This is a genomic window from Mycobacterium sp. NGS18 (assembly GCF_059813185.1).
This window is the reverse complement of the sequence record NZ_JCALEC010000005.1, coordinates 129203-149342: the sequence shown is the minus strand read 5'-3', so window position 1 is coordinate 149342 and position 20140 is coordinate 129203. Positions and strand designations below refer to the sequence as shown.

Annotated in this window: 19 protein-coding genes; 17 read left to right on the top strand and 2 right to left on the bottom strand. The window is 68.2% G+C overall.

The window, feature by feature from the left end:
* The first annotated feature begins 55 nt into the window (after positions 1-55).
* The 9 genes from fusA to AC5Y31_RS11940 all read left to right on the top strand — a co-directional run bounded on the left by fusA (position 56) and on the right by AC5Y31_RS11940 (position 10443).
* The gene (gene fusA, locus AC5Y31_RS11980; RefSeq protein WP_065025334.1) at positions 56-2158 is read left to right on the top strand and encodes an elongation factor G; all 2103 of its coding nucleotides are present in this window, start codon (positions 56-58) and stop codon (positions 2156-2158) included.
* 90 nt (positions 2159-2248) lie between these two features.
* The gene (gene tuf / locus AC5Y31_RS11975; protein ID WP_065025335.1) at positions 2249-3439 is read left to right on the top strand and encodes an elongation factor Tu; all 1191 of its coding nucleotides are present in this window, start codon (positions 2249-2251) and stop codon (positions 3437-3439) included.
* Positions 3440-3562: 123 nt separating this feature from the next.
* Positions 3563-4393 carry a mycofactocin-coupled SDR family oxidoreductase gene (locus AC5Y31_RS11970; protein WP_234787440.1) on the top strand — a complete coding sequence of 277 codons (831 nt, stop codon included), beginning with the start codon at positions 3563-3565 and terminating at the stop codon, positions 4391-4393.
* A gap of 33 nt (positions 4394-4426) precedes the next feature.
* On the top strand, positions 4427-5605 hold the full coding sequence (locus AC5Y31_RS11965; protein ID WP_499980549.1) for an NAD(P)/FAD-dependent oxidoreductase: 1179 nt from the start codon (positions 4427-4429) through the stop codon (positions 5603-5605).
* A gap of 93 nt (positions 5606-5698) precedes the next feature.
* A complete protein-coding gene (locus AC5Y31_RS11960) occupies positions 5699-6751 on the top strand; it encodes a phosphotransferase family protein (protein WP_499980548.1) in 1053 nt (350 codons plus the stop codon).
* A gap of 1 nt (position 6752) precedes the next feature.
* On the top strand, positions 6753-7514 hold the full coding sequence (locus tag AC5Y31_RS11955) for an SDR family NAD(P)-dependent oxidoreductase (RefSeq protein WP_065025337.1): 762 nt from the start codon (positions 6753-6755) through the stop codon (positions 7512-7514).
* A gap of 72 nt (positions 7515-7586) precedes the next feature.
* Positions 7587-8885: an acyl-CoA dehydrogenase family protein gene (locus tag AC5Y31_RS11950; RefSeq protein WP_499980547.1), complete on the top strand. Its 1299-nt coding sequence runs from the start codon at positions 7587-7589 to the stop codon at positions 8883-8885.
* Entirely contained in the window at positions 8882-9475 is a 594-nt protein-coding gene (locus tag AC5Y31_RS11945; RefSeq protein ID WP_499980545.1) for a TetR/AcrR family transcriptional regulator, read from the top strand. The genes AC5Y31_RS11950 and AC5Y31_RS11945 overlap by 4 nt, the downstream gene beginning before the upstream one ends.
* Positions 9475-10443, top strand: coding sequence for an NADPH:quinone oxidoreductase family protein (locus tag AC5Y31_RS11940; RefSeq protein ID WP_499980544.1), 969 nt, complete (start codon positions 9475-9477; stop codon positions 10441-10443). The genes AC5Y31_RS11945 and AC5Y31_RS11940 overlap by 1 nt, the downstream gene beginning before the upstream one ends.
* On the opposite strand, the gene AC5Y31_RS11935 is transcribed toward AC5Y31_RS11940, so the two are convergent.
* Complete coding sequence (locus tag AC5Y31_RS11935; RefSeq protein WP_499980543.1) at positions 10430-10819, bottom strand: lipocalin-like domain-containing protein; 390 nt, start codon at positions 10817-10819, stop codon at positions 10430-10432. The two genes, AC5Y31_RS11940 and AC5Y31_RS11935, sit on opposite strands and share 14 nt — an antisense overlap.
* Positions 10819-12315, bottom strand: coding sequence for an acyl-CoA carboxylase subunit beta (locus AC5Y31_RS11930; RefSeq protein ID WP_499980541.1), 1497 nt, complete (start codon positions 12313-12315; stop codon positions 10819-10821). Before AC5Y31_RS11930 ends, AC5Y31_RS11935 begins: the two co-directional genes overlap by 1 nt.
* Before the next feature lie 94 nt (positions 12316-12409).
* Between AC5Y31_RS11930 and AC5Y31_RS11925 the strand changes: the two genes are divergently transcribed.
* From AC5Y31_RS11925 to AC5Y31_RS11890, 8 genes are all read left to right on the top strand, one after another.
* The gene (locus tag AC5Y31_RS11925) at positions 12410-13486 is read left to right on the top strand and encodes a phosphotransferase family protein (protein ID WP_499980540.1); all 1077 of its coding nucleotides are present in this window, start codon (positions 12410-12412) and stop codon (positions 13484-13486) included.
* Complete coding sequence (locus AC5Y31_RS11920; protein WP_499980539.1) at positions 13476-14294, top strand: enoyl-CoA hydratase/isomerase family protein; 819 nt, start codon at positions 13476-13478, stop codon at positions 14292-14294. Before AC5Y31_RS11925 ends, AC5Y31_RS11920 begins: the two co-directional genes overlap by 11 nt.
* A 132-nt stretch (positions 14295-14426) precedes the next feature.
* Entirely contained in the window at positions 14427-15227 is an 801-nt protein-coding gene (locus AC5Y31_RS11915; protein WP_207511673.1) for an MlaE family ABC transporter permease, read from the top strand.
* A gap of 3 nt (positions 15228-15230) precedes the next feature.
* Positions 15231-16085, top strand: coding sequence for an MlaE family ABC transporter permease (locus AC5Y31_RS11910; RefSeq protein ID WP_499980538.1), 855 nt, complete (start codon positions 15231-15233; stop codon positions 16083-16085).
* Positions 16086-16155: 70 nt separating this feature from the next.
* Complete coding sequence (locus AC5Y31_RS11905; protein ID WP_065024680.1) at positions 16156-17733, top strand: methylmalonyl-CoA mutase family protein; 1578 nt, start codon at positions 16156-16158, stop codon at positions 17731-17733.
* Positions 17733-18158 carry a cobalamin B12-binding domain-containing protein gene (locus AC5Y31_RS11900; RefSeq protein WP_065024679.1) on the top strand — a complete coding sequence of 142 codons (426 nt, stop codon included), beginning with the start codon at positions 17733-17735 and terminating at the stop codon, positions 18156-18158. Before AC5Y31_RS11905 ends, AC5Y31_RS11900 begins: the two co-directional genes overlap by 1 nt.
* Positions 18159-18160: 2 nt before the next feature.
* Entirely contained in the window at positions 18161-19114 is a 954-nt protein-coding gene (locus tag AC5Y31_RS11895) for an LLM class F420-dependent oxidoreductase (RefSeq protein ID WP_301631374.1), read from the top strand.
* Entirely contained in the window at positions 19115-20140 is a 1026-nt protein-coding gene (locus AC5Y31_RS11890) for a CaiB/BaiF CoA transferase family protein (protein ID WP_499980536.1), read from the top strand.

Below are 20140 nucleotides of genomic sequence, written 5' to 3'. Positions count from 1 at the left end.
GCCGGCCCCAGCGCGACAAAGCAATTGACGTAATCGAAAGAGTGGGAAGACTGCTGTGGCACAGGACGTGCTCACCGACCTGAACAAGGTCCGCAACATCGGCATCATGGCGCACATCGATGCCGGTAAGACGACGACGACCGAGCGGATCCTGTACTACACCGGTGTCAACTACAAGATCGGTGAGACGCACGACGGCGCCTCGACGACTGACTGGATGGAGCAGGAGCAGGAGCGCGGCATCACCATCACCTCGGCCGCGGTGACCTGTTTCTGGAACAACAACCAGATCAACATCATCGACACCCCGGGCCACGTCGACTTCACCGTCGAGGTGGAGCGGTCCTTGCGGGTCCTCGATGGCGCCGTCGCGGTGTTCGACGGCAAGGAGGGCGTCGAGCCGCAGTCCGAGCAGGTGTGGCGGCAGGCCGACAAGTACGACGTGCCGCGGATCTGCTTCGTCAACAAGATGGACAAGCTGGGCGCGGACTTCTACTTCACCGTGCGCACCATCGAGGAACGCCTCGGCGCCCGCCCGCTGGTCATCCAGCTGCCGATCGGCGCGGAGAATGACTTCGAGGGCATCGTCGACCTGGTCGAGATGAAGGCCAAGGTCTGGCGCGGCGAGACCAAACTCGGCGAGACCTACGAAACCGTCGACATCCCCGCCGATCTGGCCGACAAGGCCGAGGAGTACCGGACCGCGCTGCTGGAGGCCGTCGCCGAGACCGATGAGGCGCTGCTGGAGAAGTACCTCGGCGGCGAGGAGCTCTCGGTCGAGGAGATCAAGAGCGGCATCCGCAAGCTGACGGTCTCCTCGGAGCTGTACCCGGTGCTGTGCGGCAGCGCGTTCAAGAACAAGGGTGTTCAGCCGATGCTGGACGCGGTGATCGACTACCTGCCGTCGCCGCTGGACGTCGAGTCCGTGCAGGGCCACGTGCCCGGCAAGGAAGACGAGGTCATCAGCCGCAAGCCCAGCATCGACGAGCCGTTCTCGGCGCTGGCGTTCAAGATCGCGGTGCACCCGTTCTTCGGCAAGCTGACCTACGTGCGGGTGTACTCGGGCAAGGTGGAGTCCGGCACCCAGGTGATCAACTCGACCAAGGGCAAGAAGGAGCGGCTGGGCAAGCTGTTCCAGATGCACTCCAACAAGGAGAACCCGGTCGACTCGGCCTCCGCCGGCCACATCTACGCGATGATCGGCCTCAAGGACACCACTACCGGCGACACCCTGTGCGACCCGGCCAACCAGATCGTGCTGGAGTCGATGACCTTCCCGGCGCCGGTCATCGAGGTGGCCATCGAGCCCAAGACCAAGAGCGACCAGGAGAAGCTGAGCCTGGCGATCCAGAAGCTGGCCGAAGAGGACCCGACCTTCAAGGTCCACCTCGACCAGGAGACCGGCCAGACCGTGATCGGCGGGATGGGCGAGCTGCACTTGGACATCCTGGTGGACCGGATGCGTCGCGAGTTCAAGGTCGAGGCCAACGTCGGCAAGCCGCAGGTGGCCTACAAGGAGACCATCCGCCGCAAGGTGGAGAAGGTCGAGTACACCCACAAGAAGCAGACGGGTGGCTCGGGCCAGTTCGCGAAGGTTCTCATCGACATCGAGCCGTTCACCGGCGAAGACGGGGCGACCTACGAGTTCGAGAACAAGGTCACCGGTGGCCGCGTTCCCCGCGAGTACATCCCCGCGGTGGACGCCGGCGCCCAGGACGCCATGCAGTACGGCGTGCTGGCCGGCTACCCGCTGGTCAACCTCAAGGTCACCCTGACCGACGGTCAGTACCACGATGTCGACTCCTCCGAGATGGCCTTCAAGGTGGCCGGCTCGCAGGCGCTGAAGAAGGCTGCCGCTGCCGCGCAGCCGGTGATCCTGGAACCGATCATGGCCGTCGAGGTCACCACGCCCGAGGACTACATGGGCGATGTGATCGGCGACCTGAACTCCCGCCGTGGTCAGATCCAGGCCATGGAGGAGCGCAGCGGTGCGCGTGTCGTCAAGGCGCAGGTTCCGCTGTCGGAGATGTTCGGCTACGTCGGCGACCTCCGGTCGAAGACCCAGGGCCGGGCGAACTACTCCATGGTGTTCGACTCCTACGCCGAAGTGCCGGCGCAGGTGTCGAAGGAGATTATCGCCAAGGCGACGGGCGAATAGGCACCACCCGCCCGTGCCGCTACGGTGGCACAAACCAGAAAAGATCAATCCTGCTGTAACCCAGCACCAACAAGTCCAGGAGGACAAGAAGTGGCGAAGGCGAAGTTCGAGCGGACGAAGCCGCACGTCAACATCGGGACCATCGGTCACGTTGACCACGGCAAGACCACGCTGACCGCGGCTATCACCAAGGTTCTGCACGACAAGTACCCGGACCTGAACGAGTCGCGTGCGTTCGACCAGATCGACAACGCTCCCGAGGAGCGTCAGCGCGGTATCACGATCAACATCTCCCACGTGGAGTACCAGACTGAGAAGCGGCACTACGCCCACGTCGACGCGCCGGGCCACGCCGACTACATCAAGAACATGATCACCGGTGCCGCCCAGATGGACGGCGCGATCCTGGTGGTCGCGGCCACCGACGGTCCGATGCCGCAGACCCGCGAGCACGTGCTGCTGGCCCGTCAGGTCGGCGTGCCCTACATCCTGGTGGCGCTGAACAAGTCCGACATGGTCGACGACGAGGAACTCCTCGAGCTCGTCGAGATGGAGGTCCGCGAGCTGCTGGCCGCCCAGGAGTTCGACGAGGAGGCCCCGGTGGTCCGGGTGTCGGCTCTGAAGGCGCTCGAGGGCGACGAGAAGTGGGTCAAGTCCGTTCAGGACCTGATGGAGGCCGTCGACGAGTCCATCCCGGACCCCGTCCGCGACACCGACAAGCCGTTCCTGATGCCGGTTGAGGACGTCTTCACCATCACCGGTCGTGGCACCGTGGTCACCGGTCGTGTCGAGCGTGGCGTGATCAACGTGAACGAGGAAGTCGAGATCGTCGGCATCCGTCCGGACACCACCAAGACCACCGTCACCGGTGTGGAGATGTTCCGCAAGCTGCTGGACCAGGGCCAGGCCGGTGACAACGTCGGTCTGCTGATCCGCGGTATCAAGCGCGAGGACGTCGAGCGTGGCCAGGTTGTGGTCAAGCCCGGCACCACCACCCCGCACACCGAGTTCGAGGGCCAGGCCTACATCCTGTCCAAGGACGAGGGCGGTCGCCACACGCCGTTCTTCACCAACTACCGTCCGCAGTTCTACTTCCGCACCACCGACGTGACCGGTGTGGTGAGCCTGCCGGAGGGCACCGAGATGGTGATGCCCGGTGACAACACCGAGATGAGCGTGAAGCTGATCCAGCCCGTCGCCATGGACGAGGGTCTGCGGTTCGCCATCCGTGAGGGTGGTCGTACCGTCGGCGCCGGCCGGGTCACCAAGATCATCAAGTAGTTCCTCTGCGCGAGCAGTCGTGAAAGCCCCCTTTCCCGGTGCGGAAAGGGGGCTTTCGCGTCTGATGGGCAGAAGTGGCGGGGACCTAGAACAGGTTCCAGTTTCAGCTGCTAGCCTCGTCGCGTGAGCCAGAACGAGAAGCACGATCTGCAGGGCAAGGTGGCGCTGGTCACCGGCGCGGCGCGCGGCCAGGGCCGGGCGCATGCGATCCGGCTGGCGGCCGCGGGCGCCGACATCATCGCCTGCGACATCTGCGCACCGGCGTCGGAGGCGATCACCTATCCGGCGGCCACGCCCGACGATCTGGCCGAGATGGTCGCCGGGGTCGAGGCGCACGGCCGCAAGGTGCTGGCCCGTTCCGTGGACGTGCGCGACGACGCCGCGCTGCGCGCCCTGGTCTCCGACGGGGTCGAGCAGTTCGGCCGGCTCGACGTCGTGGTGGCCAACGCCGGAGTGCTGAGCTGGGGCCGGCTGTGGGAGCTCACCGACGAGCAGTGGAACACCGTCATCGACGTCAACCTGACCGGCACGTGGCGCACCATCCGGGCGGCGGTGCCGGCGATGATCGAGGCCGGCAACGGCGGCTCGATCGTGATCGTCAGTTCCTCGGCCGGGTTGAAGGCCACCCCCGGCAACGGCCACTACGCGGCGTCCAAGTACGGCCTGGTAGCCCTGACCAACACCCTGGCGCTGGAGGTCGGCGAGCACGGTATCCGGGTGAACTCGATCCACCCCTACTCGGTCGACACCCCGATGATCGAGCCGCAGGTGATGGCCAAGATCTTCGGCGAACACCCCGACTTTTTGCACGCCTTCCCGCCGATGCCGTTGCGCCCCAATGGTTTCATGACGTCCGAAGACGTCGCCGAGGTGGTCGTCTGGCTCGCCGGCGCGGGCTCCGGTGTCCTTACAGGTGTGCAGATCCCGGTCGACAAGGGCGCTTTGAAATACTGAGCGCTCTGCTGGGATCACACTAGGGGGATCGACGTGCCCGAACACGGGATCGTCATCGTCGGCGGCGGTCTGGCGGCTGTGCGCACCGCCGAGGAACTGCGGCGCGAGGAGTATGCCGGGCCGATCACCATCGTCTCCGACGAGACCCGCCCGCCGTACGACCGGCCGCCGCTGACCAAAGATGTGCTGCGCGGTGAACGCGACGACAGCACCCTGGAACCGCCGGAGTTCTACGCCTCACGCGACATCGACCTGCGGCTGGGCTGCGGCGCCCGCGGAGTCGACACCGCAGCGCAGACCGTGACGCTGGCCGACGGCACCGTCCTGGGCTATGACCAGCTCGTGATCGCCACCGGGCTGGTGCCGCGGCGCATTCCCAGCCTCGGCGACGTCAACGGCATCCGGGTGGTCCGTTCGTTCGAAGACAGTCTGGTGCTGCGCGGCGACGCGGCCGCCGCCCGCCGCGCGGTGGTGATCGGCGCCGGTTTCATCGGCTGCGAAGCGGCGGCCAGCCTGCGCAAGCTCGGGGTGGATGTCGTGCTGGTCGAGCCGCAACCCGCCCCGCTGGCCGGCGTGCTCGGTGAGCAGATCGGCGAACTGGTGGCGCGGCTGCACCGGGCCAACGGTGTCGACGTCCGCAGCGGCGTCGGGGTCGCCGAAGTCCGCGGCGCCGGCCACGTCGAGACCGTCGTGCTGGCCGACGGTGCCGAGCTGGCCGCCGACCTGGTAGTGCTCGGCGTGGGCTCCCGGCCGGCCACCGAGTGGCTGGAGGGCTGCGGCGTCGAGCTCGGCAACGGAGTGCTGTGCGACCTGACCGGGCGCACCAGCGCACCCAATGTGTGGGCCGTCGGCGACGTGGCGTTCTGGCGTGGCCGCGGCGGCCACGAGATCCGGGTGGAGCACTGGAGCAACGTCGTCACCCAGGTGCGGGTCATGGTCCCGACGATGCTGGGCCGGGAATCCCTGCACGACGTGGCGGTGCCACCGTACTTCTGGAGCGACCAATACGACGTCAAGATCCAGTGCCTGGGCGAGCCGCAGGCCACCGACACCGTGCACCTGGTCGAAGACGACGGCCACAAGTTCCTGGCCTACTACGAGCGCGACGGCGTGCTGGTCGGTGTCGTCGGCGCCGGCCGGCCCGGCAAGGTGATGGGGGCGCGCGGCAAGATCGCCAGCGGCGCCCCGATCGCCGAGGTCCTCAACCCCTAGCTCGGGTCACCGTTAAGCCCCCGCGCATGCGGTAGCCCTTCCATTTTCGGCGGAGAACGGTATTCTCCGTACGGAGATTGAAAGGTGCGGCTCATGGACAGTGCGCAGGATTCCCGGCTCGACAGCGGCGCGCTGGGGCGCTGGCTCGACACCGACGGCGCACCGGGAGCGCCCGGCCAGGGCGAGCCGCCGGTGCTGGAACCGCTGACCGGCGGGTCACAGAACACCCTCTACCGGCTGCGCCGCGGCGAGGCCACCATGGTGCTGCGGATGCCGGGCGCGCGGGCGGATGCCGCCCGGATCGACGGGCTGCGCCGCGAGATCCGGCTGGTGCGGGCGCTGTCGGGAACCGATGTCCCGCACGCGGAGCTGATCGCCGCCGACGACAACGGCGACCTGATCGGCATGCCGTTCTACGTGATGGCCGAGGTGGACGGCTGGAACTCCACCGGCAACGCCTGGCCGGCCCCCTTCGACACCGACCTGACCGCCCGTCGCGGCCTGGCCTTCGAGTTGGTCGAGGGCGCCGCCCGCCTCGGCCGGGTGGACTGGCGCGCCCGCGGGCTCGACGGGTTCGGGCGCCCGGACGGATTCCATGAGCGGCAGGTCGACCGCTGGCTGGCGTTCTTGGACAGCTACCGGGTGCGCGAGCTGCCCGGGCTGGATGACGCGTCGGACTGGCTGCGGCGCAACCGTCCCGAGCACTACACCCCGGGCATCATGCACGGCGACTACCAGTTCGCCAACGTGATGTACGCCCACGGTGCGCCGGCGACACTGGTCGCGATCATCGACTGGGAGATGACCACCATCGGCGATCCACTGCTCGACCTGGCCTGGGCGTTGCTCGGCTATGACGGCGAAAACCCGCGCACCCAAGGCTATTACGCCGACCTCGCAGGCATGCCGACCCGCACCGAGCTACTGGAGCGCTACGAGCAGGTCAGTGGACTGTCCACCGAGAACATCGACTACTACCTGGTGCTGGCCAACTGGAAACTGGGGATCGTGCTGGAGAAGACCTACGCGGCATCGGTGACCAGCTCTCAAGTCGACCCGGCGATCGCGGCGGCAATGGGTCCGATGATCCCGCAGTTGATCGCCCGCGCCGCCGAACTGGCCCGCTCCCTGCCGTCGGTTCGCTGACATGGGGTACGCGGACGGACTGTTCGACCTGACCGACCGGGTGGTGCTCGTCACCGGCGGCAGCCGGGGATTGGGCCGGGAGATGGCCATGGCCGCCGCCCGCTGCGGCGCCGACGTGGTGATCGCCAGCCGCAAACTCGACGCCTGCCAGGCCACCGCCGCGCAGATCGAGGCCGAAACCGGCCGCAGCGCACTGCCGTACGCGGTGCACGTGGGACGCTGGGATCAGCTCGACGGCTTGGTCGACGCGGCGTACGAGCGGTTCGGCCGGGTCGACGTGCTGGTCAACAACGCGGGTATGTCCCCGGTATACGACAAACAGACCGACGTCACCGAGAAGATGTTCGACGCGGTGGTCAACCTCAACCTCAAAGGGCCGTTTCGGCTCTCGGCGCTGATCGGCGAACGGATGGTGGCCGCGGGCCGGGGCTCGATCATCAACGTTTCCACCCACGGCTCGCTGCGCCCGCACCCGTCGTTCATCCCCTACGCGGCGTCCAAGGCCGGCCTCAACGTGATGACCGAGGCGCTGGCCCAAGCCTACGGCCCGACGGTACGGGTCAACACCTTGATGCCCGGGCCGTTTCTCACCGATATCGCCAAGGCATGGAACCTCGGCGACGCCGCGAACCCCTTCGCGCACTTCGCCTTACAGCGCGCCGGAGAGCCACGGGAGATCGTGGGCGCCGCACTGTTTTTGATGTCGGACGCCTCCAGCTACACCACCGGTTCGATCGTGCGGGCTGACGGCGGCATTCCCTAGGCGATCGCAAGCGCGGCGGAGCCGGGTGCAGCGGGTCGCCGCTAATGAACCTGACAGACGAGGAGTAGAGACATGGCCTGGGATTTCTCCACCGAACCGGAGTTCGAGGCGAAGCTGGACTGGATCCGGACGTTCGTGCACGACGAGGTCGAACCGCTCGAGGTGCTGTTCCCCGGCTGCGAGTACCTGCCGCTGGACGACCAGCGCCGCCGGATCGTCGATCCCCTCAAAGACCAAGTGCGCGAGCAGGGGCTGTGGGCGCCGCATCTGGGCCCCGAACTCGGCGGGCAGGGCTTCGGTGCGGTCAAGCTGACCCTGATCAACGAGATCCTGGGCCGGTCCAGCTGGGCGCCGATCGTGTTCGGCACCCAGGCGCCCGACACCGGCAACGCCGAGATCCTGGCCCGCTTCGGCACCGCCGACCAGAAGGACAAATATCTGGCCGGGTTGCTGTCCGGGGAGATCTTCTCCTGCTTCTCGATGACCGAACCCCAGGGCGGCGCCGACCCGCGGGTGTTCACCACCCGGGCCGTCAAGCAAGATGACGCGTGGGTGATCACCGGGCGAAAGTACTTCTCCTCCAACGCCTCGGTGGCGTCATTCTTCATCGTGGTGGCCATCACCGACCCGGACGTGCCGGTGCACCGAGGCGCGTCGACCTTCCTGATCCCGGCCGGCACACCGGGTCTGGTCATCGAAGCCACCCACCACCTGGTGGGCTCGCATCCGCACGAGGCGGGGCATTCGCTGGTGCGCTACGACGATGTGCGGGTGCCGGCGGACGCGATCCTCGGAGAACCGGGACAGGGCTTCCTGATCCTGCAGAATCGGCTGGCCGGGGGGCGGCTGCACCACGCCATGCGTTCGATCGGGGTGGCGCAGCGCGCCATCGACATGATGGCCCGGCGCGCCAAAAGCCGCTTCACCCAGGGCAGTTCACTGGCCGACAAGCAGCTGGTTCAGGCGTTCATCGCCGACTCCTATGCCGAGCTGATCCCGTTCCGGTTGACGGTGCTGCACGCCGCCTGGCTCATCGACACCGCCGGCGAGCACGCGGCTCGCGCCGAGATCGGGGTGTGCAAGATCCTGGCCTCGCAGATCCTGAAGTCGATCGGGTTGCGCGCCATTCAGGTTCACGGCGCGATGGGCCTGACCGAGCAGTTGCCGCTGACCAATGTGCTGCTGGGCGGGGTGGCGCTCGGGTTGGCCGACGGCCCCACCGAGGCGCACAAGGTGAACCTGGCCCGGCTGCTGCTCAAAGACTATGAGGCCGAGGACCCGGAGTGGCCCAGCGAGTTCCTGGACAACCGCATCGAGGCCGCCCGCGCCAAGTACGGCGATCTGGTCGACCGGATTCCCGCGGTGCCATGACCACACGTGTCGATGCCGCGGTGCACCGTGCGCTCGACGATCGCCAGCAGCAGGCCACCGCCGAAGTGGAGCGCATCCTGGCGGCCGCTGTGACGGTGCTGGCGCGGGTCGCGCCCGACGAGCCGCGGGTCTCCGACATCGTCGCCGAGGCCGGCTCGTCGAACAAGGCGTTCTACCGCTACTTCACCGGCAAAGACGAACTCTTCGGAGCGGTGATGGAGCGCGGCGTCGCGATCGTCGTCTCGTATCTGCAGCACCAGCTGGCCAAGGAGGCCACGCCGGCCGGTCAGGTGCAGCGCTGGATACGCGGTACGGTGGCGCAGGTGTCCGACCCGCACCTGTTGAGTCTGAGCCGCGCGGCCAGCACCCAGCTGAGCGCCGCCGGGGTCTCCGACGACGAGGTCCTGCGCCCGCTGCGCGATCTGCTCACCGAGCCGGTGGCGGCGCTGGGGGGTAGTGAGCGGGACGCGGACGCCGTGTTCACCTGCACGCTGGCCACCATGCGTCGCTACCTGGGTGGCACCGTCCAGCCGAAGCGGGCCGATGTCGACCATCTGGTGGCGTTCTGCCTACGAGGACTGGGAGTTTGATGCGCGCGATCGTCTGCCAACAGTACGGGCCACCGGAAGACCTGGTGCTCCAAGAGCTTCCGGATCCCACGCCCGGTCCCGGCACGCTGGTGGTGCGGGTGCGGGCGGCGGCGGTCAACTTCCCCGACGTGCTGCTGATCGACGGCAAATATCAGCTGAAGATCCCGACCCCCTTCACGCCCGGCAGCGAACTGGCCGGCGACGTGATCGAGGCCGGCGAGGGGGTGCCGTTCGCGGTCGGTGACCGGGTGGTCGGCACCTCGTTCGTGGGCGGATTCGCCGAGCAGGCGCTGGTCCCCGCCACGGCGGTCAGTGCCATACCCGACGGCATCGACTACGCCGCTGCGGCCGGCTTCGGCGTCACCTATCGCACCGCCTACCACGCGCTGCGCTCGGTCGCCCAAGTTGCGCAAGGGGATTGGGTGGTGGTACTCGGCGCGGCCGGGGGCGTCGGTCTGGCGGCGGTCGATCTGGGCGTGGCGCTGGGTGCGCGGGTGCTGGCCGCCGCGTCCAGCCCGGAGAAGCTCGCCGTGTGCACGCAGCGCGGCGCCGAAGCCGTGGTCGACTACGACCGGGAGGACCTCAAGGCGCGGATCCGCGAGATCACCGGCGACGGGGCGCAGGCGGTGCTCGACCCGGTCGGCGGACCGTACGCCGAGCCGGCGCTGCGCAGCCTGGCCCGCGGCGGGCGCTTCATCACCCTCGGCTATGCCGCGGGGGCGATCCCAGCGATCCCGTTGAACCTGGTGATGCTCAAGGGCATCACCGTGCAGGGCATGGAGATCCGGACCTTCGCCGACGACCACCCGCAAGAGAACGCGCGCGACCTGGCCGAGCTCGCCGAAATGTTCGCCAGCGGCCGGGTCAGCCCCTATATCGGTGCTCGCTTCGATCTCGCCGACACCGCGGCGGCCCTGCGCTACGTCGCCGACCGCAAGGCGGTGGGCAAGGTGATCATCGACGTCTGACCCACACCAGCGTGTTGTGGCTCGTCACACCGTCGTTGGTGGTCGTTGCCGACAGGGTCAATCGATCGCCGTCGACGCGAGCCTGTCGCAGCTGCGGGGAGGCCAGCAGCTCCGGCAGCATCGACATGCTCACCTCGTGGTGCACGGTCGCGGTGTCCTCGTCGACGCGGAAGCGGCCGCCGTAGGCAATGTAGGCGGGCAGTGCCGCGTCGGCGCTGCCGGTCAGTTGCGCGGACATGTAGCCGTCGGCGGTGTAGAGGATCAGACCGCGCGGCGCCGATCCCATGGGGTGCGACACCGCCCGCGTGGCGATGTCGCGGGATTCCATTGACAACAGCTCCCAGCCGCCCAGGAGTGCGTCGCGCAAGGTGGTCATCAGGGCATGATGACGGTTCGAGTGACCGGTTCGGCGGCCGCCTGCCGGCTGCGCAGCCCGCGCCGCAGGGCACTCAACAGCGCGTCGCGGGTCTCGCGCGGGTCGATGAGCTCGTCGAAACCGAGCTGCTTGGCGGAGTGATACGACGCCTGCAACTCGGTGTCGCGCAGCTTGGCGGCCAGATCCTCCCCGGCGTGCGAGGCGGCACTGAGTGCGGCCGCACTCATCGCGCCCATCGTCGCCCCCGGATAGGCGAATGTCGCCACCTGCGAGTCGAACCCGAGCAACGACATCACCATGGAGCCGAAGCCGTAGGCCTTGCGCAGCGTCAGGTGCAGCTTCACGGTGGTAGCTGCGGTCTGAGCGGCGAACATCCGGGCGCCGGCCCGCAGCACACCGCTGCGCTCCGAGCGGCTGCCCGGCAGCATGCCCGGATTGTCGGCCAGGAACACGATCGGCAAGTGGAATGAATCGGCCACCGTGATGAAGTGGGCGGCCTTGTCCGCGGCGTCGGCGTCGATCGAGCCGGCCAGCACCTGCGGCTGGTTGGCCACCACCGCCACCGGGTGGCCGCCCAAATGGGCCAGCGCGCAGATGATCGCGGGTCCGAATCGGGGCTGCACCTCGAACCAGTCCGGCCGGTCGAATACGACGTCGAGAACCGCGCGCATGTCGTAGACCCGGCGGTTGTCGCGCGAGACGATGTCGAGTAACTCCGGCGTCGGGCGCGGCTCGGCGGCCGGGTCGGCGGGCAGCATCGGCGGGTACGACCAGGCACTGGAGGGGAAATAGGACAGATACCGGCGGATGTCATCGAGCACCGCGGCGTCGTCGGCGGCGAGGTTGTGGATCACCCCGCTTCTCAGGGCGACCTCGGGGCCGCCGAGGTCCTCCTTGGAAATGGCTTCGCCCGTGGACTCTTTGACCACCGGCGGCCCGGCGGTGAAGATCGCGCCGTGCGGGCTCATGATCCGGAAGTCGCAGACCGGGCCGACCAGGGCGCCGTGCCCGGCCGACGGGCCCAGCACCGCGGCGACGGTCGGCACCTTCCCCGAGCACTGCGCCTGGGCCAGCAGGTCGGTCGGGGTGCGCCCGTAATGCTCACCGGTGGGACGGAACCCGGCGCCCTCCAACAGCATCACCAACGGAATCTTGTCGCGCAGCGCCAGTTCGGCGATGCGGTAGCGCTTGGCGTTGCCGCCGGGTCCGATGCTGCCGGCCAGCGTGGTGAAATCCTCGGCGCCCACCATCACCGGGGAGCCGTTGATCTCCCCCGAGCCGACCACGATCCCGTCGGCGGCGATCTCCCCGCCGACCATGGTGCCCAACTCACGGAACGTTGCGGGGTCGAGCAGGTGGTCGATCCGGGCGCGCGCGTCGAGCTTGCCCTTCCCGTGATGCTTGGCCACCCGCTCGGCGCCGCCCATCGCCTGGGTGTGCCGGCGCCGCCGGTCCAGGTCGTCCAGCGTCTCCTGCCAGCCCTGCGCGTTCGTCATCCGTTGACCATACTGAAATTCTTACTGTAGCGTCACCCGGCATGGCCGCCCAGAGCATCGCAGCGATGAGTTCCGTTGCGCCGGAGCGTCCCCGATGAACCGCCGCATCCCGCGGCATCCGCACGATGTCACCAGCACGTGGCTCTCGGCTGCCCTCGGCACCGAGGTGTCCTCGGTCGACGTCGCGCCGGTCGGCACCGGTCAGACCGGCGCCACCTACCGGGTGTCGGCGACCTACGCCGGCGATCGGGACGGCCTGCCCGGCACCTTCGTGATCAAGCTTCCGGCCGGCGACGATGCGGTCCGCGATCGCGTCGTGCTGGGCTATCGCAGTGAGTGCGCCTTCTACGCCGAGGTCGCCGATCGCGTCCGGATCCCGATACCGGAGTGCTTCCACTGCGAAATCAACGCCGACGCAACCGAGTACGCGTTGCTGCTCGCCGACCGGGCGCCCGCGTCCCAAGGCGACCAGCTCGCCGGCTGTGACGAGCGGCAGGCGCGGCTGGCGGTGACCGCGCTGGCCGGGCTGCACGCGCCCACCTGGTGCGACGAGCAGTGGCTGACGTTTTCCGGGCTGGCGATGACCCAGTTGGACGAGGCCGGCGCCAAGGGCATGGGCGACATCGCCCGGATGTGTGCGGCCACCACCGTCGAGCGGCTCGGCGCGCAACTCGGCGACGCCGACTGTGCGACGTTGACGGCCGCGCTGGACGTGATCACGCCCTGGGTGTCAGCGCCACTGGGCCGGTTCGCGCTGATCCACGGCGACTACCGGCTGGACAACATGCTGTTCAGTCCGGATGGGGAACAGGTCTGGGTGGTCGACTGGCAGACCCTGGGCGTCGGCCTGCCGGCCCGCGACCTGGCCTTCTTCACCGCCACCAGCTTGGTGCCCGAGCTGCGCTCGGCGATCGAAGCCGATCTGGTCACGGCGTATCACGGCGCGCTGCTGGACTACGGTGTGACCGGCTATGACCGGGAAACCTGTTGGCAGGACTACCGGTTCGGTGTGCTGCAGGCTCCGCTGATCTGCGCGCTCGGGCTGGTCTTCGCGACCGGCACCGACCGCGGCGACGACATGTTCGTCACCATGCTGCGGCGCGCCTGTGCGGCGATCCGCGACCTGGGCACGCTGGAACTGGTGGGAGAGGTCTGTGCACATGAACGCTGAATCGCCGCGGCCGCCCGAGGGCGACTGGCTCGGAACCCCGTTCCTCGAGTTCCGGCGGGAGGGGCCGATCGCGGTCTGCACTCTGAACCGCCCCGAAGCCCGCAACGCGATGACCCCCGCGATGTACTTCGGCATTCGCTACGCGGTGGGCCTGGTCAACTCGGATCCGGACCTGGCCGGGCTGTTGATCACCGGCACCGGCGACGTGTTCGCCCCCGGCGGCGACATGGGCGGCGGCGGGGCGGACAACTGGATCACCTTCGGGTCCGCGCTGGGCATGGACGTCACCCCGTTCGACGCGTTGCGCAGCTCGGTGAAGCCGGTCGTCTCGGCGGTCAACGGACTGTGTCAGGGCGGCGGCCTGCAGATCGCGTTGTGCAGCGACGTCGCCGTGGTCAGCGACCGGGCGACGTTCCGGGTGCCCGAGCTGTTCCGCGGCATCGCCGACACCTACTACAGCCAGATGCTGGCACGGGTGGTCGGGCCGGTCCGGACCCGCGACCTGATGTTCACCGGCCGCACGTTCGGGGCGCAGGAAGCACTGGAGTGGGGCATGGTGGCACGGGTGGTCCCGCACGACGAACTGGCCGACGCCGCACACGAGGTGCTGGCGCAGTGCTGCCGGACGGCACCGGCCGCGCGGGCGGTGGTCAAGTCGAGCCTGGACGCCTACCTCGGGCTGTTCGACCGGATCGGGATGAGCACCAGCCTGGGTGCGCCGGAGGCCGTGGAAGGGTTCCGGGCGTTCAAAGAGCGCAGGTCACCGGCGTGGGTGCACCCGGACTTAAGGACCGACGGACGACTATAGATGAGCTATTTGCTTTAAATGAGAATGGGTGTGCACGAAAAGTAGAAGCGGCTATCGCACTAACCACGAATCGGTTAGTATCCACACGCGTCGTGTCGCGCGTGTTTCTCGAAGGAGCCACCAGCTATGGGGATGAAGGATCTGCTTCCGCGGTCCCCGCAGTTGGCGATCGGGCGCTTGGCGGAGCCGATGCAGGCGGTCGGCGGGCTGTTCAGCATGACGGTCGACGCGGTCAAGTTCATGTTCCAGCGTCCCTTTCAGGCCCGCGAATTCCTGGAGCAGTCCTGGTTCGTCGCCCGGGTCTCGCTGGCGCCCACGCTGCTGGTGGCGATCCCCTTCACGGTGCTGGTCAGCTTCATCCTGAACATCCTGCTGCGCGAGCTCGGAGCCGCGGACCTGTCCGGGGCCGGTGCGGCGTTCGGCGCGGTCACCCAGGTCGGGCCGATGGTGACGGTGTTGATCGTCGCCGGCGCCGGCGCCACCGCGATGTGCGCCGACCTGGGTTCCCGCACGATCCGCGAAGAGATCGACGCCATGGAGGTGCTGGGCATCAACCCGGTGCAGCGGCTGGTGACACCGCGCATGCTGGCGGCCGGGCTGGTGGCGCTGCTGCTGAACAGCCTGGTGGTGATCATCGGGATCCTCGGCGGCTACGTGTTCTCGGTCTTCGTGCAGGACGTCAACCCCGGTGCGTTCGCGGCGGGCATCACGCTTTTGACCGGGGTGCCCGAGCTGATCATCTCCTGCATCAAAGCGGCGCTGTTCGGCCTGATCGCGGGCATGGTCGCCTGCTACCGCGGCCTGACGATCTCCGGCGGCGGCGCCAAGGCCGTCGGTAACGCGGTGAACGAGACCGTGGTGTACGCGTTCATGTCGTTGTTCGTCGTCAACGTGGTCGTCACCGCGATCGGCATCAAGATGACGGCGCGCTGAGCCGTGGCGCTTCGTGCTCTGTCCGCCGTCTATCCCGGTGTCGCCCGGCAGCTTCGGCGACCCGTCGCGGCGCTGGGCCGGCTCGGTGATCACACGCTGTTCTACGGCCGGGCGATCGCCACCGCGCCGTTCGCGTTCACCCATTACCGCCGGGAGGTCGTTCGGCTGATCGCCGAGATCAGCATGGGCACCGGGACCCTGGCGATGATCGGCGGCACCGTGGTGATCGTCGGGTTCCTGACCCTGGCCGCCGGCGGCACCCTGGCGGTCCAGGGCTACAGCTCACTGGGCAACATCGGCATCGAGGCGCTGACCGGGTTCCTGGCGGCGTTCATCAATGTCCGCATCTCGGCGCCGGTGGTCGCCGGCATCGGGTTGGCGGCCACCTTCGGTGCCGGTGTGACCGCGCAGCTGGGCGCGATGCGCATCAACGAGGAGATCGACGCCCTGGAGTCGATGGCGATCCGACCGATCGCCTATCTGGTCAGCACCCGCATCGTCGCCGGGCTGGTCGCCATCACCCCGCTGTACTCGATTGCGGTGATCCTGTCGTTCCTCGCCAGCCGATTCACCACGGTCTTTCTGTTCGGGCAGTCGGCCGGCCTGTACGACCACTACTTCCGGACCTTCCTGAACCCGATCGATCTGCTCTGGTCGTTCCTGCAGGCCTTCCTCATGGCGGTCACCATCTTGTTGATCCACACCTATTTCGGCTACTTCGCCGCGGGCGGTCCGGCCGGCGTCGGTGTCGCGGTGGGCAACGCGGTGCGCACCTCGCTGGTGGTGGTGGTCTCGGTGACGCTGCTCGTCTCGCTGTCGGTCTACGGCGCGAGCGGCAACTTCAACCTGGCCGGATAGCCGCTGCGACGAGGCCCTGTGACCTAAGTGGTATTGGCATTCTCATTTTTTGCAAGTACCGTATCCATCGATGAACGACCCAGTGCAGACCTCCTCGGGAATACCGCTCAAACCGGTGTACGGGCCGGAAGACCGGCGCGACGAACCCGCCGCGCCGGGCACCTACCCGTTCACCCGGGGCAACTTCGCGTCCGGCTACCGCGGCCGGCTGTGGACCTTCCGGCAGTACTCCGGGTTCGGCACCGCCGAGGAGTCCAACCGGCGCTACCGGTACCTGCTGGACCAGGGCGGCACCGGCCTGTCGGTCGCGCTGGATCTACCCACCCAGTGCGGCTACGACTCCGACGACCCCGAAGTCGGTGAGGAGGTCGGCCGGGTCGGGGTGGCCGTCGACACCCTCGCCGACGCCGAGATCCTGTTCGACTCGATCCCGCTGGACAAGATCAGCACCAGCTTCACCATCAACGGGACCGCCGCGATCCTGCTCGCGTTCTACGTCGCCGCCGCCGAGCGCAAGGGCGTGCCGCGGGCCAAGCTCACCGGCACGATCCAGAACGACATTCTCAAGGAGTACGCCTCCCGCGGCACCTGGATCTGGCCGCCGGAGCCGTCGCTGCGCCTGATCGCCGACACCATCGAGTTCTGCGCCGCCGAGGTGCCGCGGTTCAACGCGATCTCGGTGGCCGGCGCGCACTTTCGCGACGCCGGCGCCAACGCCGTGCAGGAGATGGCGTTCACGCTCGCCGACGGTGTCACCTACTGCGACACCGTGGTGGAGCGCGGGCGGATGACCATTGATCAGTTCGCCCCGCAGATCTCGTTCTTCTTCTACACCCATGGCGACTTCTTCGAAGAGGTCGCCAAGTACCGGGCCGGACGGCGCCGCTGGGCCACCATCGTGCGGGAGCGCTACGGCGCCGAGGCCGACAAGGCGTCGATGTTCCGGTTCGGCTGCGTCGCCGGTGGGGCGTCGCTGTTCGCGCCCCAGGCCCAGAACAACCTGGTGCGGGTCGCCTACGAGTCGATGGCCGCGGTACTGGGCGGAGTCCAGTCGATGTTCACCGCCGCCTGGGATGAGCCGTTCGCGCTGCCCAGCGAGGAATCCGCGACGCTGGCGCTGCGCACCCAGCAGATCCTGGCCTACGAAACCGGGGTGACCCGGGTGGCCGATCCACTCGGGGGCTCCTACTTCGTCGAGGCGCTCACCGATGCCACCGAGGAACGCATCATCGAGATCATGGACGACCTGGAGCGCCACGGCGGCATGGTCCGCGCGATCGAGGACGGCTACCTACAGGGCCTGATCGCCGACGAGGCGTTCAAGATCCATCACGAGATCGAATCGGGCGAGCGGCCGGTCGTCGGCGTCAACAAGTTCACCAGCGACGAGCCGGCACCGGAGATCGCCACCTACGAACTCGACGCCGAGGGCCGCGACGTCCAGCTCAAGCGGCTGGCCCGGGTCAAGGCCGAACGCAACGACGGCGACGTCGCCGCCAAGCTGGCCGCGCTGTCGCGCGCCGCCGAAGGCGACGACAACCTGATGCATTCTCTGATCGACTGCGCCAACGCCTACTGCACAGTGGGCGAGATGGTTTCGGCGCTCAAGTCGGTCTGGGGCGAGTTCCAGCAACCGGTGGTGTACTGATGACTTCTCCGCTCGCTTCCCCCGTCCCGGCCCGGGTCCTGGTCGCCAAGCCCGGCCTGGACGGCCACGACCGCGGCGCCAAGATCGTCGCGCGGACCCTGCGCGACGCCGGCTTCGAGGTCATCTACACCGGCATCCGGCAACGGGTCGAGGACATCGTCGCCACCGCCCTGCAGGAGGACGTGGCGGTGGTCGGGCTGAGCATTTTGTCCGGCGCCCACGTCGCGTTGACCGCCCGCATCGTCGAGGCGCTGCGCGCCGCGGACGGCGGTGACATCGCGGTGGTGGTCGGTGGGACCATCCCGCAGTCCGATGTGGCGAAGCTGTTGTCGCTGGGCGCGGCGGCGGTCTTTCCTACCGGAACCTCATTGGATGACCTGGTGACCGGGGTCCGGCAGGTCATCAGCCAGGCGGAGGCGAACTGAACATGCGACTGGGAGTGATGATCGGGGCCGAGCGCGGCGACATGGCGCGCAAGGTCACCAAGCTGATCGCCGACATCGAGTGGGCCGATGAGGCCGGGCTGGACACCGCGTGGATGCCGCAGGTGCCCGACGACTTCGACTTGCTGACCATGGTGGCGCTGATGGCGTCGCACAGCACCCGGATCGAGCTGGGCACCGCGGTGGTGCCGTTACAGGCTCAGCATCCGATCGCCCTTGCCCGCCAAGCGCTTTCGGTGAACGCCATTTCCGGCGGCCGGCTGGCGCTGGGCGTCGGGCCGTCGCACCACTGGATCATCCGGGACATGCTCGGCCTGCCCTACGACAAGCCGGCCGCCTACACCCGCGACTACCTGGAAGTGCTCAACGCGGCACTGGCGGGACCCGGCCCTGTTGACGTGGAGAACAACAACTTCACCGTGCACAACCCGACCGCGCTTGGGGCCGAGCCGAAGATGCCGGTGCTGGTGGCCGCGCTGGGCCCGGTGATGCTGCAGATCGCCGGCGAGCACGCCGATGGCACCTCGCTGTGGATGGCCGACGAGAAGGCGATCGCCGAGCACATCGCGCCCAAGATCAACAAGGCCGCCGCCGAAGCGGGCAAACCCGCGCCGCGCATCGTCGCCGGCATCCCGGTCACCTTGTGCGCCAACTCCGAGATCGAGGCCGCCAAGGAGCGTGCCAACCGGATCCTGGCCGAGGCCGAGACCTCACCCAACTACCAGCGGCTGCTCGACCGCGGCTCGGCCCGCGACGTCGGCGACCTGTGCGCGGCCGGTGATGAGGAATCGATCCTGAAGCGGTTCAAGCAGTTCGCCGACGCCGGGGTGACCGACCTGTCGGTGCGGCTGCTGCCGATCGGTGACAACCGTGACGAGCTGATCGCCTCCAAGCGCCGCACGCGCGAGGTGATCGCCGAGCTCGCCAAGGAGATTTAAGTGAACGGACCGCTGTCGGGGATCCGCGTCCTCGAAGTGGGGGTGATGCTGGCCGGTCCGTACGCGACCATGCTGCTGGCCGACCTCGGCGCCGAGGTCATCAAGATCGAGCCGCCGGGCGGGGAGATCTCCCGTCAGGTCGGCCCGAGTTACTTCGCGAGCCTCAACCGCAACAAGCGCAGCATCTGTTTGGACCTTCAGTCGGCAGACGGACGGGCCCGGCTCGGGGAGCTGGTCGCCGAATCCCATGCGCTGCTGGTGAATATGAAACCGTCGGTGATCAAGCGGTTGGGCCTGACCTATGAGGCGCTGCAGCGTTTCAATCCGCGAATCGTGTGCGTGGCGCTGACCGGGTTCGGGCTGGACGGCGGTGACGAACCGGCCTTCGACTACGTGATCCAGGCGGCTACCGGGGTCGCCGCGATGACCGGCGACCCGGACGGCCCGCCCACGCTGCCGGGGTACTCCTCAGCCGACAACTCCACCGGGATGGCGGCCGCCCTGGGCCTGCTGGCCCAGATCGTCAGCGGCCGCGGCGGTCAGGTCGAGGTGTCACTGCTCGACGTGATGCTGTCGCAACTGAACTACCGTGCGTCGGCCTACCTCAACGACGGCGTTGAGCCGCAACGCCATCCGCACGGCGCCCACTCGTATTACGTTCCGGCGCAGCTGTTTCCCACCGCAGAAGGCTATCTGGCGCTGTTCGTCACCCACGACGGGTTCTGGAAGAGTTTCGCGGGCGAAGCCGGTGTCGATGGTTTCGCCACGATGTCCGAGCGCGTCGCCCGCCGCGACGAGGTACTGGCCGTGGTCACCGCCGCGCTGGCTTCCGACACCGCGGTCGGTTGGGAGCGGCGCTTGCGGCCGCTGGGTATCCCGGCGGCCGCGGTGCGCACGCTGCCCGAAGCGCTCAAGGAATACACCCATGCGATCGTCACGGCCGGCGATTTCCGGTTGGTGGGCAGCCCGATTCGCGTCGCCGGGTATGAGCCGGCCTACCGGCCGCCGCCGGCGCTGGGGGAGTAG

What these genes read in the sequence shown, in the direction of transcription:
- AC5Y31_RS11960 (WP_499980548.1), top strand. Translation starts at nt 5,699, where the DNA reads ATGGACAGTGCGCAGGATTCCCGGCTCGACAGCGGCGCGCTGGGGCGC.
- AC5Y31_RS11955 (WP_065025337.1), top strand. Translation starts at nt 6,753, where the DNA reads ATGGGGTACGCGGACGGACTGTTCGACCTGACCGACCGGGTGGTGCTC.
- AC5Y31_RS11950 (WP_499980547.1), top strand. Translation starts at nt 7,587, where the DNA reads ATGGCCTGGGATTTCTCCACCGAACCGGAGTTCGAGGCGAAGCTGGAC.
- AC5Y31_RS11945 (WP_499980545.1), top strand. Translation starts at nt 8,882, where the DNA reads ATGACCACACGTGTCGATGCCGCGGTGCACCGTGCGCTCGACGATCGC.
- AC5Y31_RS11940 (WP_499980544.1), top strand. Translation starts at nt 9,475, where the DNA reads ATGCGCGCGATCGTCTGCCAACAGTACGGGCCACCGGAAGACCTGGTG.
- AC5Y31_RS11935 (WP_499980543.1), bottom strand. Translation starts at nt 10,819, where the DNA reads ATGACCACCTTGCGCGACGCACTCCTGGGCGGCTGGGAGCTGTTGTCA.
- AC5Y31_RS11930 (WP_499980541.1), bottom strand. Translation starts at nt 12,315, where the DNA reads ATGACGAACGCGCAGGGCTGGCAGGAGACGCTGGACGACCTGGACCGG.
- AC5Y31_RS11925 (WP_499980540.1), top strand. Translation starts at nt 12,410, where the DNA reads ATGAACCGCCGCATCCCGCGGCATCCGCACGATGTCACCAGCACGTGG.
- AC5Y31_RS11920 (WP_499980539.1), top strand. Translation starts at nt 13,476, where the DNA reads ATGAACGCTGAATCGCCGCGGCCGCCCGAGGGCGACTGGCTCGGAACC.
- AC5Y31_RS11915 (WP_207511673.1), top strand. Translation starts at nt 14,427, where the DNA reads ATGAAGGATCTGCTTCCGCGGTCCCCGCAGTTGGCGATCGGGCGCTTG.
- AC5Y31_RS11905 (WP_065024680.1), top strand. Translation starts at nt 16,156, where the DNA reads ATGAACGACCCAGTGCAGACCTCCTCGGGAATACCGCTCAAACCGGTG.
- AC5Y31_RS11900 (WP_065024679.1), top strand. Translation starts at nt 17,733, where the DNA reads ATGACTTCTCCGCTCGCTTCCCCCGTCCCGGCCCGGGTCCTGGTCGCC.
- AC5Y31_RS11895 (WP_301631374.1), top strand. Translation starts at nt 18,161, where the DNA reads ATGCGACTGGGAGTGATGATCGGGGCCGAGCGCGGCGACATGGCGCGC.